The organism is Alphaproteobacteria bacterium (assembly GCA_037200005.1).
GTDB lineage: Bacteria > Pseudomonadota > Alphaproteobacteria > UBA9219 > RFNS01 > JBBCGY01.
The window spans coordinates 435,001-449,033 of record JBBCGY010000002.1; the positions used below are offsets into that span (position 1 = coordinate 435,001).

Consider the following 14,033-nt stretch of genomic DNA (forward strand, 5'->3'; position numbering starts at 1 on the left):
AGCGATTCCAACTTCATGCACCCGAGTTGCAGAGTGCAATCCGAACTGAGATGGCTTTTGGGGATTCGCTCCGGATCGCTCCTTCGCAGCCCACTGTCACCACCATTGTAGTACGTGTGTAGCCCAGGCCGTAAGGGCCATGAGGACTTGACGTCATCCCCGCCTTCCTCCGGCTTGTCACCGGCGGTTTCTCCAGAGTGCCCAGCATAACCTGGTAGCAACTGAAGATGAGGGTTGCGCTCGTTGCGGGACTTAACCCAACATCTCACGACACGAGCTGACGACAGCCATGCAGCACCTGTGTGGAAGCCAACTAAATGAAGGATTCCGTTTCCGGAACCCACACTTCCCATGTCAAGGCCTGGTAAGGTTCTTCGCGTAGCGTCGAATTAAACCACATACTCCACCGCTTGTGCGGGCCCCCGTCAATTCCTTTGAGTTTCAACCTTGCGGCCGTACTCCCCAGGCGGTATGCTTAATGCGTTAGCGGCGACACAAAAGGGCTAAGCCCCCTCACGTCTAGCATACATCGTTTACAGCGTGGACTACCAGGGTATCTAATCCTGTTTGCTCCCCACGCTTTCGTGCCTCAGCGTCAGTGTCGGTCCAGTAAGCCGCCTTCGCCACTGGTGTTCTTCCCAATATCTACGCATTTCACTGCTACACTGGGAATTCCACTTACCTCTCCCGAACTCTAGAATGACAGTCTCAAGCGCAATTCCAGGGTTGAGCCCTGGGCTTTCACGCCTGACTTGTCAAACCGCCTACGCACCCTTTACGCCCAGTAATTCCGAACAACGCTAGCTCCCTTCGTATTACCGCGGCTGCTGGCACGAAGTTAGCCGGAGCTTATTCTGTGGGTACCGTCATCATCGTCCCCACCAAAAGAACTTTACAACCCGAAGGCCTTCATCATTCACGCGGCATGGCTGGATCAGGGTTGCCCCCATTGTCCAATATTCCCCACTGCTGCCTCCCGTAGGAGTCTGGGCCGTGTCTCAGTCCCAGTGAGGCTGATCATCCTCTCAGACCAGCTATAGATCGTAGCCTTGGTGAGCCGTTACCTCACCAACTAGCTAATCCAACGCGGGCCCATCTATCGGCAATAAATCTTTCCCCTTTCGGGCTTATCCGGTATTAGCACCAGTTTCCCGGTGTTGTCCCGAACCAATAGGTAGGTTCCCACGCGTTACTCTCCCGTGCGCCACTCCCCTTGCGGAGCGTTCGACTTGCATGTGTTAGGCCTGCCGCCAGCGTTCGTTCTGAGCCAGGATCAAACTCTCAAGTTGAATTTGGAGACCAAATGGTTTTGGGAAACCTGGTCTCCGATACAGTCAGCTTCTGTACACAAAAGCTCCTGTCGAGGGTTGATACTTGCTCCTTACCACCCTTACCGAAATAACAGTGGTAAGGCGTATCGAACTTAATGTGCTGCCAGTCGTGATAACTGGCAGACTTTCGGCAGGATGCCCTAGAGGCAGCTGACCGTGCTTATATCGTTGGCTTGAGGCCAACGTTTAAGGCTCGGCATAAAATCAACCGCACATGACCACCCGAAGGTGGCACGCGCGGCAGCCGCCGTCTGCGCATCCTTTCTCTCAAAAATTCACGATGTCAAAGATCCGATCCCATCAAGAGCAAAACCGGCCCTGCGTGCGCTTGTAGGCGCACTGCCTAGACCGATTTTCAATGATGCCCCGGTGCGCGAGAATCGCTCACCAGAGGGAGGGACATTACTGATTCCCCTACGAACTGTCCAGGGAAAAATAAACTTTCCGTAAAGAAAATTATTGTTCTATATCAGTGACTTAATTGGAAAAAAGATTATCAACAGAGTTTTCCACAGGTCATTGACGATAATTGGATAAGCTTTTTGAACCCAAAAGCGTGATCCGGCAGAAAAAGGCGCTGGAATTTTATTTCTTGGCGTTCGCGACTCGGCAACGTTCGACGCCATTCATGATTTCCCGGCGCGCTTCTTCGGCATCGCCCCAGCCATCGATTTTGACCCATTTGCCCGGCTCCAAATCCTTGTAATGCGCGAAAAAATGCTCGATGCGCGCGCGCGTCAGCTCGGGAAGGTCTTGCGGGCTGCGGATATGGCGGTAAATGGGGATCAGCTTGTCCACCGGCACGGCCAGCAATTTTTCGTCGCCGCCCGCTTCGTCCGACATGCGCAGAATCCCAACAGGACGGCAGCGCACGACGATGCTGGGAAGCAGCGGCACCGGCGTAATCACCAGCACGTCCACCGGATCGCCGTCATCCGAAAGCGTGTCGGGGATATAGCCGTAATTGCAGGGATAGAACATCGCCGTGGACATGAAACGGTCGACGAACATGGCGCCGGTTTCCTTGTCGATCTCGTATTTGATCGGATCGCCGTTCATCGGGATTTCGATAACGACATTGAAATCATCGGGCAGATCGCGCCCGGCGGGCACTTTGCTAAGAGACATCGCTAAAGCCTTTCAGGATTATGGATTAACAATTCTGGCTTTTTAGCAGGTGCAGCAAAGTTGGCAAGCTGAAATGTTGTCTGGAAGGCACGAAACGACCAGATGATTCGAACCGGACGCATCACGCTTTATGGGGATAGGGGGCGCGGCGCGGGAGCCGGCGATGATCGCATTGCCGATGGAGGCGGGAGCGGCAAGGACGACGGTACCACCGACGGCAATGGCGGCGGTGCCGGATTTTGCGCCGCGACCAGTGTTTGCAGAGCCGCAAGCTCTTTTGCCGCTTTTGTCGCCCGCTGTTCCGCCTTTTCCACCCGCTGCTCGATGCGGGCTTTATCCTTAGCCGTATCGTCGTCTTGACGGCCCAAGACCAATCCCGCTGTCCCCAACGGGCCATACACGCACCAGAAAACGAAAAATGTTTTCGTCAGGAGATTGGTCCCGTAACGCCCATGCTGAAGGACCTGCTTTTCCGACTGAAGGGCGCGCAGCAATGACGGATCATCGATGGGCAGCGCATTGCCGAGCGTACGCGCTTGGTTGATATGCTTTTGCTGGATAGCTTTGCTTTCCTTGTTATCGGCATAGGGGTATTTGATGATTTCCTGAGCCGTATAGGCGGCTTTCAAGGCATGGTCCAAAGCGCGCGTCAGGCTAAGGCCCGCGACACAAAGAGTTCCGAACATCGCTGCCGTGATGTACCGATCAAAAAAATTATTGGATGCAAGCTGAGTGGCGGCGGTGGCCAAAAGCGACTGCGCCACAAGCTGAAAGGTCGCGCGCTGATTGACCTGGCCATCTTCATGCACGATCATCTCGCGGCGTATCTTAAAATTCTCCCGCGTTCTTATCTCCCATTCATTCTGAGTCCCGGGCGCGGGCTGCATTTCTTGCTCGCTGTTTTCTTGAGTCATGGGCCCGCGCCGCATCGCTTGCATGATATTTTCATGGCTATTCTCGCATCAAAAATGATTTCACGAAAAATGATTTCGCGATCATAAGCTCAATATTTTAATGCGTCCATGTTTGCATTACTTTCATGGCCGCTCTGTCCTGACGTTCAATAACGGCAGCGGCCTATGTTGGTTAATTGCGGCAAGCAAGAGTGATGAAAGGATTCTAATCCAGCTCCCGCACCATTTCTTCCGGCTTGATCAGCCGGTCGAAATCCTCGGCGGACAGGATGCCGAGTTCCAGCGCGGCCTGTTTGAGCGTCTTGTCCTCGGCATGGGCCTTTTTCGCGACTTTGGCGGCGTTGTCATAGCCGATATGGGGGTTGAGCGCCGTGACCAGCATCAAGGATTCGCCGACCAGTTTGGCGATCCGCTCCAGATTCGGCGTGATGCCCACGACGCAATTATCGGTAAAGCTGCGCGCGGCATCGGCCAGCAGGCGCACCGATTGCAGCAGATTATAGATCAGCACCGGCTTGAAGACATTCAGCTCGAAATGGCCGTTCGATCCCGCCACCGTCACCGCGACATGATTGCCCATCACCTGCGCCGCGACCATGGTCATGGCTTCCGACTGCGTGGGATTGACCTTGCCGGGCATGATCGACGAGCCGGGCTCGTTTTCCGGCAGGCTGATCTCGCCGATGCCGCAGCGCGGGCCGGAGCCGAGCAGGCGGATGTCGTTGGCGATTTTCATGAAGCTGACGGCGATGGTGTTCATCGTGCCGGAGGCTTCGACGATGGCGTCGTTGCTGGCTAGCGCCTCGAACTTATTCGGCGCGCTGATGAAGGGCTTGCCGGCGATGATGGCGGCCTGGCGCGCGAATTCCTCGGCGAAGCCCTTCTTGGCGTTGAGGCCGGTGCCGACGGCGGTTCCGCCTTGCGCCAAGGGATAGAGGCGCGGCAGGCATTCCCTGGCGCGCTGGACGGCGTTGCGCGCCTGGACGGCATAGCCGGAGAATTCCTGCCCCAGGGTGACCGGCACCGCGTCCTGCAGATGGGTGCGGCCGATTTTGACGATGGCGGCGAATTCGGCGGCTTTTTTCTCCAGCGCCCCGGCGAAGTGCAGCAGCGCCGGGATCAGATGATCGTCGATCTGCATGACGGCCGCGATATGCATCGCGGTCGGGAAGCTATCGTTGGAGCTTTGGCCCATATTGACGTGATCGTTGGGATGGACCGGCTTTTTGCTGCCCATCGCGCCGCCGAGCATTTCGATGGCGCGGTTGGAGATGACCTCATTGACGTTCATGTTGGTCTGCGTGCCGGAGCCGGTTTGCCAGACCACCAGCGGAAATTCGCTGTCCATTTTCGCGAGGATGATCTCGTCGGCGGCTTTTACGATCGCGTCGCCGATAGCCTTGTCCAGAACGCCGAGCTTCATATTGGCGAACGCCGCCGCCTTTTTCTGAATCCCGAATGCATGAATAAGCGCGAGCGGCATGCGTTCGCCGCCGATCTTGAAGTTCTTCAGGCTGCGCTGCGTCTGCGCTCCCCAGTAATGTCCGGCGGGAACCTCGATAGGGCCAAAGCTGTCGGTCTCGGTGCGGGTGGTCGGATGGGTCATGGGGGACTCGCGGCTGGGGTCTGCGCCGACGATAGAACATTTGCCGCGCGCGGGGCAACAGCGCTAATATCCGCGCCCTTTCGCGAAAGCCGTTTCCAATGCCTGCTTCAATCTGCGGCGGAAATCCTTCGTGCGGCCCATCGCGATTTCCAGCTCCAGCATCAGGCACAGATCGTCGAAGCCGACGGGCGGATGGTCGTCGAAACTGAAAGCCATTTGCCTTGTGATAATGGATGGTCGCGCCATAAAACGAATCAGCCGAAATAAGGAGAATCGCTTTTCTGTTTACAGGAGGAAAAATCCTATTTCAAGGGATGTTTCCTTCCCTCCGTGCAATTCGAGAAAAGCAATAATGGTGGATCAGAAGGATGCGTTCTGCTTAATGCGCTTCTGCAAATAATCGCGCGCTTCGTTCATCTGGGCGTTCGACAAATCGTCCAGCGAGACGATGCCGAACTGATCGAAGAATGCGTCTCTTATGGAGTCTTTTTCGATATGCTGCGTGTCGGCCGCGTAACGAATGAGAGCGATAAGCTCGATCTTTTCATAGCGGTTGAGGGGGCGGGCGTAGTCCAGCGCCAGAACGGTCGCGCCGCTCGCGCCGGCGGCGCTCAACATGGCGGCAAGCGCTACGGTTTTCAGGCTGTACTGGCCGCCGTGATCGGATTCGGGTTCGGGGCGCGCCAATATTTCCCGCGCCAGGGTTACAATTTTCTCACTTCGATCACTCATGATTAATCAGCCTCCTGTTATTACCGGCAGTTTTCACGCCTTAAAAATTTTTGCGGTTACTTTTTAATTTTTCTCGCGGCGCCGTCGTTATTCTGGGCGTAGGCGATCAAGGTGCGGGCCTGCGAGGCCAGTGCCGCGGGCTTTTGCTCGTCGGCCAGCATTTGCCGGTATAAGGTCGTCGCCATCGTCGCCAATTCCTTGGATGATAGTTTCCGTCCCATATCGTCGGCGGTTTCCTGGATTCTGGCGATAATTTCCGTCAGCAAATCCAGTTTGTCGGGAAATTTTCCCTGATTCAAATCATGTTGAGCGGTCGCGTCTCCCATCAAATAGGCGGGCGTCGTGCCCAGCACGCGCGCCAGAGCCTGCAGCGTGTCGTAACGGGGATTGCGCGCGCGGCCTATCAGCATATCGCGCACCGCCGTGGGATTAAGCCCGGCCAGGATCGACAGCTGGCGCGGCGAAAAATCGCGCTCGTTGAGCAGCTGCTGCAGCGTCTGGAGCCAGCTGGGGGCTTTCTTGGATGGTTTGCGGTTTGTCATGCCGATGCTATAGCCGACCGCGAAGGCAAGATCAAGGGAAAAATCCTATTTGGGCGGCTCGATCCAGCCGTCCCATCGCCGCGCGCGGAATAAAGCCGTCAGCGCCAAGTAAACCATGACGGCAAAGGCGATTCCGGCGATCATGTCGCTGGGATAATGAGCGGCGACGATCACGCGCGTCGAGGCCACGACGCCCGCGAAGACCAGCAGCGCCGCCCGCCACCGGGGAAATATCGCCGATACCGCCAGCGCCAGCGACATCACGGTAGCCGAATGGCCCGAGGGGAACGACCAGCTTTGCGAGTCGAAAACAACGAGCGAGAACTGGTTAAAGATATCGTGTCTCGCCAGCAGCACGGGCCTTGATCGCCCCACCAGGATCTTCATGAGATCGACCGCCAGGCCGGAAACGGCGACGTTGGCGAAGATGAAGGCGGCGATCTGCCCGCGCGCGAGCCATTGCTTCTTTCCGCGCCATGCGAGCAGGAACGCCACCCCGGCATAAATACCGAGCGGCGGAAGATACCATACGCTTTTGCCGAGATCGGTAATGACCTTGAATGGCGCGATGATATCGGGCCTCTCCCGATCCAGCGCTTGCAGATAGGCCGTGATGGGGCGGTCGACCCACATCATGCACCCCGCGATGATGAGAGCCGCCGCCAGAAGGGCTATGATGATTTGTTTGGTTTGCGTCATGGAGTTTGTTTCGTACCGTTTGGCCTGTAGAGGGAAAAATCCTGCCATCCGCCGCCGTTATAATTGTAGCCGCGAATTTCGCCAAGCTTGACGGCATTCAGGCCGCCGTTGAATTTCGCTTCCTGTTTCTTCTCGATCATCGCGACGGCGCATGAATCCTGTTCGAGCAGTTTTGCCGCATAGGCGGCGCCGTTGGCGGGCAGCGTAGCGGTTCCGGCGAGGAACACAAGGCTGGGTTCGGTATAGCCGCTGGTGATGAGGCGGCTTGAGGCGCATGACCGGAATTCGGCGAATTTTTCCGCCGTTTGCCGAGAAATCCAAAGCGAGTCCAGCGCGGGGAGCAGCAAGGAAAATACCGCCGGTATGAGAATGATTGCGCTGCCGACGCCCCAGCGGGCGGCCTTGGCCGGAGCGCGCAACTGCTGGCGCATCTGAAGAACAAGAAAAAGAACAGCGATCAGAATAAGTCCGGCGGGAAGCGGCTTGAGGGATTCTCCAAGCATGAGCGGCACGGCCGCGACCGCCAGCATGAATAGCGCCAGCGCCGAGCCGAGAAGAATATTGGCGGCTTTCCAGAATAAGTTCCACCGTGCGGCGACCGGCCTTTCCTGAAACGCGGCATGCGCTGCCAGCCATGCAAGCGCGGGATAGCAGGGCAGCACATAATGCGGCAGCTTGGTGAAAATCAGCTCATAGGCGATCCATGCCGGTAAAATCCAGGCGAGCGCGAAGCGGAGCGCCCGGTTTTGCCGTTCCGCCCATGCCGCCGCCAGGCCGCGCAGCGCGAGCCACGTGAACGGCCCGAAACATATCGGAAACAGGATCGCGTAATAGCCGGGGGGCAGGAAGCCGCGATCCTGCCCGGTGAAAATCTTGCCGAGGAAATCATGCCCCGCCGATTCGGCATAAAACTTTCCGCCGCTCGCGATCCCGATCCAGACCAGCCAGGGCAAGGTTAATGCAAGACACAACGCAAGGCCGGGCAGGGGGCGCAACTGTTTGAACCAATCGATCTTGCGGTCGGCGATCCATAGCGCGAGGATCGTCAGTCCGCTGATGAAGAGAGCAATCGGGCCTTTCAGCATGATCCCCAGGGCCTGGGCTATCCAGAATCCGGCGGCGAGACGCGAGGGCAGCTTTTCCTGCGTTATGTAGGCACGCGCGAGAATCCATTGCGCCCCGCAAATAACGGCCAGAAGGGCGGCGTCGGTCTTGGCGAGGCGCGCCTCGGTGTTCAGCAGGCCGGAACTGACGAGGATCGCCGCCGTCAGGAATCCGGTTCGCGGGCCGGAAATCCGCCCCGCGCCCCAGCCGGTCAGCAGGATCGCCGCCAGCGCTCCCAGCAGCGACGGCAGCCGGTAGGGCCATATCTCATTGTAGGGAGACTTGCCGAACATAAGCGCGCTCGCGCTCTGCAGCCAGTATATGCCGATAGGTTTTTTGTAGCGCGGATCGTTCTGGAAATAGATGTCGGCATAATTGCCGCTCTCGATCATCTGCTTGCTGGCCTGGGCGAAAAGCGGCTCGTCGCGGTCGACCGGCGGCAAGCTGGCAAGGCCGGGCAGCATCGTCATCAGCGCGAGCGCAGCAAGCAGGCCATAATGCCGCCAGGTCAGCCCCCCGGTCATTCCGCGGGCGCGGCCACGGCTTTATCCCGCCGGATGAAATGGATGTTGCGCAGATAGACGAGCATCGCCGCGGCCTGACCGAAAATGAAGACCGGGTCTTGCTTGTGAATGGCGTAGATCAGCGTCGTCCCGCCGCCGGTCAGGCTCAAATACCAGAAGGATTCGGGAATCACGCTCTTGCCGGCGCGCTCGCTGACGATCCATTGATAGATAAAGCGCATCCCGAAGAGCGCTTGTCCCGCGAAGCCGAATATCACCCACCAGTCCCAATGGACGATCAGCCATGCGATAAGATTTTCAGCGATGCTCATGATTCAATCCTCTGCAGTTCTGACATGCGGCGCGCCGAGATAGTCGGCGGCCTGCATTTCCATCAACCGGCTTACGGTGCGCTTAAAGGCGAAGGAATGCTCGCCCTCGGTATAAATTTGCTCCGGCGGCGCGGCGGACGTCATGGCCAGCTTCACCTTGGCTTCATACAAGGCGTCGATCAGCGTCATGAAGCGCAGCGCCGCATTGCGCTGCTCGGAATTCAGGCATGGCACGCCGTCGAGCAGCAGCACATGATAGCCGTTGGCCAAGGCCAGATAATCGGCCGCGCCGAGCGGCTGCTCGCATAATTCGGCGAATGTGCACCAGGCGGCGCCCTTGGCCGCGCGGGACAGTTCCAGATGCCGCCCCTGAGCCACTTGAAGCGTGTCGGCCTTCGGTTCGGCATCGTCGGTGAGCGCGGCGAATAATTCGGCAAGATGACGGCTGGCTTCCGGCCCCAGCGGCGAAAAGAACATCGGGCGTCCATGCACCCGCGCCAAGCGGTAATCGGTCGCGCCTTCCAGTTCGACGATATCGGTCTGCGATTTCAGCGTCTCGATAAAGGGCAGGAACAACTGGCGCTGCAGTCCGCCCTTGTAAAGCTCGTCGGGCGGCCAGTTCGATGTCGCCACCAGCACCACGCCCGCCTGGAACAGCGCCGTGAACAGCCGTCCCAGAATCATGGCGTCGGCGATGTCGCAGACATGAAATTCGTCGAAACACAGCAATTTGCTGTCGGCGGCGATCCGGCGGGCGATCTGGGGCAGGGGATCGGCCTTGCCGCTATTCCTGCCGCGCCATTGATGGAGCGCCGCGTGGATTTCGAGCATGAATTGGTGAAAATGAACTCGTCTTTTGGCCTTGACCGGCGCGGCGTCGAAAAACAAATCCATCAGCATGGATTTGCCTCGCCCGACTTCGCCATGGAGATAGATTCCGCGCACGGCCGGGACAGCTTGCTTTTGCCGCCAGAGCCGCCCAAAAGTGCCGGTGGCCTGCCTGGCAACGCCGGCCGACAGGCGAACGCATAAATTCTGCAAGGCATCGACTGCCCGCGCCTGGGGCGGGTCGGGACGCAATTCGCCCGAAGCGAGGCGGGCGGTGTAGATTTGCTGAAGACTTACGGTCATGCTGTATTATAAACAGCTCAAGCGAAAACGGAACCATGCCTCGCAGCTTCTTTTTCCATAACGACGATTTGCGCCTGACCGAGAAACTTCGGGCGGTTCATTGGGGGCTGGTGCTGCTGGTCGCGATGGTCTGCGGCATCGGGGTCGCTTTGCTTTATTCCGCGGGCGGCAGGAACTGGCAGCCCTGGGCCTGGCCGCAGATGATTCGCGCGGGCGTCGGCATCCTGCTCATGCTGGGTTTCGCGATGATCGACGTGCGCTGGTGGCTGCGGCTGGCCTATCCGCTCTATTTCACGATGCTGGCGCTTTTGGTCGTGGTCGAAATTATCGGCCATATCGGCATGGGGGCGCAGCGCTGGCTCAATCTCGGCTTTTTCGTCATCCAGCCTTCGGAAATGATGAAAATCACCATGATCCTGGCGCTGGCGCGGTATTTTCATGGCTTGCCGGGGGAGGATATAGGCCGGATCAGGTCTTTGGTGCCTCCGGCTCTCATGGCGGTGTTTCCGATCGGCATGGTGCTGATGCAGCCCAATCTCGGCACCGCCGCGCTGCTGGGCTTTAATGCGATGGCGCTGTTTTTTGTCGCGGGTGTGCGGAAATGGAAGTTTTTTGCGCTTTTTTGCCGCCGTCGGGGGCAGTCTACCGATCGCATGGCATTTTCTGCATGATTACCAGAAGCAGCGGGTGCTGACCTTCATGAATCCCGAGGCCGACAAGCTCGGCAGCGGCTATAACATCATGCAGTCGAAAATAGCCTTGGGTTCGGGCGGGCTTCTTGGCAAGGGTTTCGGCCTCGGCACGCAAAGCCAGCTTCAATTCCTGCCGGAAAAGCATACCGATTTCATCTTCGTCGTGCTGGCGGAGGAATTCGGCATGATCGGCGCCTGTGTCCTGCTGGCGCTTTATACATTGATCTTGGTTTACGGCTACCTGATCGCCATCGGCAATCGCAACCAATTCGGGCGGCTGGCCGCCTTCGGCCTGACGACCAATTTTTTCCTCTATATGGGCGTCAATATCGCCATGGTCACGGGGATGATGCCGGTCGTCGGCATCCCTCTGCCGCTAGTTTCCTACGGCGGGACGGCCATGCTGACCCTGATGATGGGCTTCGGGATTCTTCTCGGGATCGGCATTCACCGCGATACGCGCATTTCGCGAACCGGGATCACCGACTCATGACCGCCTCATGAAAGTATTTCCGCGCCCTACCATTATGGGGCAAGGACATGCCGAAATGAGGTAAACAGCGATTTTTCTGAAGTCTTTCTGCAAAAAACATTATTTGCTTTCATGTTTTCATGATTAGCTCATTGAAGCAGGACATGAGGTCGCTGCGAGATGATTGTGAAGACCATGACGATTGAAAGATTTTATAGAGAGAAGATTATGTTGAACGTATCCACCGGAACTTATTTGACGCTGTGCGCCCTGGTGCGCGATGCCATGCAGGTCGAAAGCGACGCCTCGCCGATGCTGGCGCGGGTCGCGCGCGAGCTGTCGCTGGCCTCCCACGACGTGCTTCCGTCGGAACTGAAGAAAGATACGCGCAAGGTCGCCGCCCTGGCCGAAGCCGGGTTCATTCGCGACGATTTGACATTCAGCGCGGCTTAAGCAAAAACAGCGCTGCTTAAAACACACCCATATTTTACGGAGATATCATGGTTGAAGCCCATAATGGCGACGGGCTGACCGACGCCGAAATCGTTCAAACCTATCGTGAAAAATATGCAGACAGGGGCTGGCCGACTGAAGCTCAAGTGATCGATAGATCTATTGATGAGGCTGTCGCTTCTTTTGTCGATGTCGATCAAGCGAGAAAAAAAGCCAGCGACGCTCTTAAGATCGTCGTCCAGGCTGCCAAGCCTGAAATCGCCGAGCTGTTGCAGGCAGGCCTGAGCTTGCGCTGGCATATGGACGCGGAAATGCCGCGCAAACCTGAATCGGAATATACGAAGGAAGAGAAAAGAAAATATTTAGGCAAAGATTCAAAATTTGCCGCCTTGGAAAACCGGAATCATATCGCCTGGCGTGCCTTGCATGAGGCGATGCGAGAGCAGGCGGCGTCTCTCCCCGATCTTGGCGGATGCAAGGAGGATTCCTCCTATCCGGTGCGGAATGCGCTGCCCGGCATGTTCGTGAGCCGGCTGGATCATCATGCGCGGTCTCCCTATGTGCCCGCGCTTCCCGCGCCTGATGAGGGGCCCTCTACGCCGAGAACGCCTGGGCCAACAGGGGGCTCCGCGAATCCGGCATTGACGTTAGGATAAAGTTACTGCGTCAGATGCCGTCGCGGCCAGTATCGTGCCCGCAGGCTGTCATGATGGCCCAGCAGAAATGATGCGAGGTAGAAGACTCCCGCGACCAGGATGATCGCCGGGCCGGACGCGACGCTGGCATGATACGATATCAGCAATCCCGCCATCCCCGCCGAAACGCCGATCAGCACGGCAAGCCCGAGCATGGCGTCGATATGCTTGACCCAAAAGCGCGCCGCAATGGCGGGAATGATCATCAGGCCGACGGCCATCAGCGTTCCCATGGCCTGGAATCCCGCGACCAGATTCATCGCCGTCAGCGCCAGAAACAGCAAATGATACAATGTCGTCCGTCCGCCCTGGCTGCTCAGAAAGGCGGGATCGCATATCGCCATCACCAATGGCCGATAGGCGATCGCAAGGGCCATGAGCGTCGCGCCGGTAATGCCGGTCATCAAAAACAGGCTCGCCTGATCGACCGCCAGCACCGAGCCGAACAGCAAATGCATCAAATCGATCGCTCCCCCGCGCAGGGAAACGAGCATCACGCCTAAAGCCAGCGCGACAGGATAGAGCGCGGCGAAACTGGCGTCTTCGCGCATCTGGGTAAAGCGGGACGCCAGCCCCGCGAGCAGCGCCACCGCGACTCCGGCGCAAAATCCTCCCAGGCTCATGAGCGGCAGCGAGAACCCGGCTACCATGAAGGCGATGGCGACGCCCGGCAGCACGGCGTGAGACATGGCCTCGGCCATCAGGCTCATGCGCCGCAGCACCAGAAAAACCCCAAGCGGCGTGCTGCCGCACGCCAGGATGACCACGGCGGCAAGCGCCCGGCGCATAAAGGCGTAATCGGCGAACGGGCCTATGAGATAGTCATAAATTTCCATCATGACGCGTCACCTTCGCCATGATGGTGATGAGAATGATCGTGGGCATGATGCCCATGATGATGGCCGTGATCGTGCGGCGGCAAATCGCGATCGCATTGCGGTGCTCCGTCGCGCCAGCTTTCGGCCAGTAATTTGGCCCGTTGCAAATTCTCGTCCCGCAAGACTTCCGCCGCCGGGCCGATGGCCACCAGTTCGCGGGCGAGCAGCAGGGCATTTTCGCAGAATTCGCGCACCACGCTGAAATCATGCATGACGGCCATGATGATGCGGCCTTCGTTGCGCCATTGCTGGAGCAGGGGGGCCAGATCGGCGACGGTGCGGCTGTCGATGGGGGCGAAAGGCTCGTCCAGCAGGATCAGCTTCGCGTCCTGGACGATGATGCGGGCGAACAGCACGCGCTGAAACTGTCCCACGGAAAGGCTGGCGATAGGCCGTTCGGCGAAGGCGGACATGCCCGCGCGCGCCAGCGCGGCGCGGCTTGCCTCCAGCATGGCGGGCGTGATCCCTCCGGCCAGGCCCGTCCGCCGCCAATGGCCGAAATTGACCAGATCGATGACCCGCAGCGGAAATTCGCGGTCGACTTCGCTTTGCTGCGGCAGATAGGCGCAGTCTTTGGCCCCGATGCCGGTGCGGATGATATGGCCCGACATCAGCGGGATCGTCCCGGTAATGGCTTTCAGAAGCGTGCTTTTGCCGCCGCCGTTCGGGCCGACGATGGCGGTCAGGCTGCCGGGCGGAAATTTGGCCGATATGTGATGCACGGCGGGATGCCGTTCATATCCGGCGCTGAGGTCGCATAGTTCCAGCATGTTCAGCCCATCGCCAGCGCGGCCACGATCGCCAGCATGGCTATCGCGCCG

At 58.2% G+C, this 14,033-nt stretch carries 16 protein-coding genes and 1 rRNA gene (1 of these 17 running past the window's edge); 4 read left to right on the forward strand and 13 right to left on the reverse strand.

Annotation, left to right across the window (positions count from 1 at the left end; genetic code table 11):
- The 11 genes from WDO70_11895 to zapE all read right to left on the reverse strand — a co-directional run.
- Positions 1–1,289, reverse strand: a 16S ribosomal RNA gene (locus WDO70_11895); it reaches 197 nt to the left of the window's first position.
- A 627-nt stretch (positions 1,290–1,916) separates the two neighbouring features.
- Positions 1,917–2,459 carry an inorganic diphosphatase gene (gene ppa / locus WDO70_11900; GenBank protein MEJ0063858.1) on the reverse strand — a complete coding sequence of 181 codons (543 nt, stop codon included), beginning with the start codon at positions 2,457–2,459 and terminating at the stop codon, positions 1,917–1,919.
- A gap of 128 nt (positions 2,460–2,587) precedes the next feature.
- On the reverse strand, positions 2,588–3,373 hold the full coding sequence (locus tag WDO70_11905) for a hypothetical protein (protein MEJ0063859.1): 786 nt from the start codon (positions 3,371–3,373) through the stop codon (positions 2,588–2,590).
- Positions 3,374–3,578: 205 nt separating this feature from the next.
- On the reverse strand, positions 3,579–4,979 hold the full coding sequence (gene fumC, locus WDO70_11910) for a class II fumarate hydratase (protein ID MEJ0063860.1): 1,401 nt from the start codon (positions 4,977–4,979) through the stop codon (positions 3,579–3,581).
- A 63-nt stretch (positions 4,980–5,042) separates the two neighbouring features.
- Entirely contained in the window at positions 5,043–5,195 is a 153-nt protein-coding gene (locus tag WDO70_11915) for a hypothetical protein (GenBank protein ID MEJ0063861.1), read from the reverse strand.
- 144 nt (positions 5,196–5,339) lie between these two features.
- Positions 5,340–5,711 carry a hypothetical protein gene (locus WDO70_11920; GenBank protein MEJ0063862.1) on the reverse strand — a complete coding sequence of 124 codons (372 nt, stop codon included), beginning with the start codon at positions 5,709–5,711 and terminating at the stop codon, positions 5,340–5,342.
- 56 nt (positions 5,712–5,767) lie between these two features.
- Positions 5,768–6,253 carry a helix-turn-helix transcriptional regulator gene (locus tag WDO70_11925; GenBank protein MEJ0063863.1) on the reverse strand — a complete coding sequence of 162 codons (486 nt, stop codon included), beginning with the start codon at positions 6,251–6,253 and terminating at the stop codon, positions 5,768–5,770.
- A 45-nt stretch (positions 6,254–6,298) separates the two neighbouring features.
- On the reverse strand, positions 6,299–6,952 hold the full coding sequence (locus WDO70_11930; GenBank protein MEJ0063864.1) for a phosphatase PAP2 family protein: 654 nt from the start codon (positions 6,950–6,952) through the stop codon (positions 6,299–6,301).
- Positions 6,949–8,580, reverse strand: a complete 1,632-nt coding sequence (locus tag WDO70_11935) for a glycosyltransferase family 39 protein (GenBank protein MEJ0063865.1) — start codon at positions 8,578–8,580, stop codon at positions 6,949–6,951. Before WDO70_11935 ends, WDO70_11930 begins: the two co-directional genes overlap by 4 nt.
- Complete coding sequence (locus WDO70_11940; GenBank protein ID MEJ0063866.1) at positions 8,577–8,891, reverse strand: lipid-A-disaccharide synthase N-terminal domain-containing protein; 315 nt, start codon at positions 8,889–8,891, stop codon at positions 8,577–8,579. Before WDO70_11940 ends, WDO70_11935 begins: the two co-directional genes overlap by 4 nt.
- Positions 8,892–8,894: 3 nt before the next feature.
- Entirely contained in the window at positions 8,895–10,022 is a 1,128-nt protein-coding gene (zapE, locus tag WDO70_11945; GenBank protein MEJ0063867.1) for a cell division protein ZapE, read from the reverse strand.
- A 35-nt stretch (positions 10,023–10,057) separates the two neighbouring features.
- Between zapE and WDO70_11950 the strand changes: the two genes are divergently transcribed.
- The 4 genes from WDO70_11950 (at position 10,058) to WDO70_11965 (ending at position 12,295) form a co-directional block, all read left to right on the forward strand.
- Entirely contained in the window at positions 10,058–10,693 is a 636-nt protein-coding gene (locus WDO70_11950) for an FtsW/RodA/SpoVE family cell cycle protein (GenBank protein ID MEJ0063868.1), read from the forward strand.
- Positions 10,587–11,207 (forward strand): FtsW/RodA/SpoVE family cell cycle protein, encoded by a 621-nt coding sequence (locus tag WDO70_11955; protein ID MEJ0063869.1) that lies wholly within the window; start codon positions 10,587–10,589, stop codon positions 11,205–11,207. Before WDO70_11950 ends, WDO70_11955 begins: the two co-directional genes overlap by 107 nt.
- A gap of 207 nt (positions 11,208–11,414) precedes the next feature.
- Positions 11,415–11,639, forward strand: a complete 225-nt coding sequence (locus WDO70_11960) for a hypothetical protein (protein MEJ0063870.1) — start codon at positions 11,415–11,417, stop codon at positions 11,637–11,639.
- A 47-nt stretch (positions 11,640–11,686) separates the two neighbouring features.
- Complete coding sequence (locus WDO70_11965) at positions 11,687–12,295, forward strand: hypothetical protein (protein MEJ0063871.1); 609 nt, start codon at positions 11,687–11,689, stop codon at positions 12,293–12,295.
- A 2-nt stretch (positions 12,296–12,297) separates the two neighbouring features.
- On the opposite strand, the gene WDO70_11970 is transcribed toward WDO70_11965, so the two are convergent.
- Both WDO70_11970 and WDO70_11975 read right to left on the reverse strand, forming a co-directional pair.
- The gene (locus tag WDO70_11970) at positions 12,298–13,170 is read right to left on the reverse strand and encodes a metal ABC transporter permease (protein MEJ0063872.1); all 873 of its coding nucleotides are present in this window, start codon (positions 13,168–13,170) and stop codon (positions 12,298–12,300) included.
- Positions 13,170–13,982, reverse strand: coding sequence for a metal ABC transporter ATP-binding protein (locus WDO70_11975; GenBank protein ID MEJ0063873.1), 813 nt, complete (start codon positions 13,980–13,982; stop codon positions 13,170–13,172). Before WDO70_11975 ends, WDO70_11970 begins: the two co-directional genes overlap by 1 nt.
- Positions 13,983–14,033: the final 51 nt, after the last annotated feature.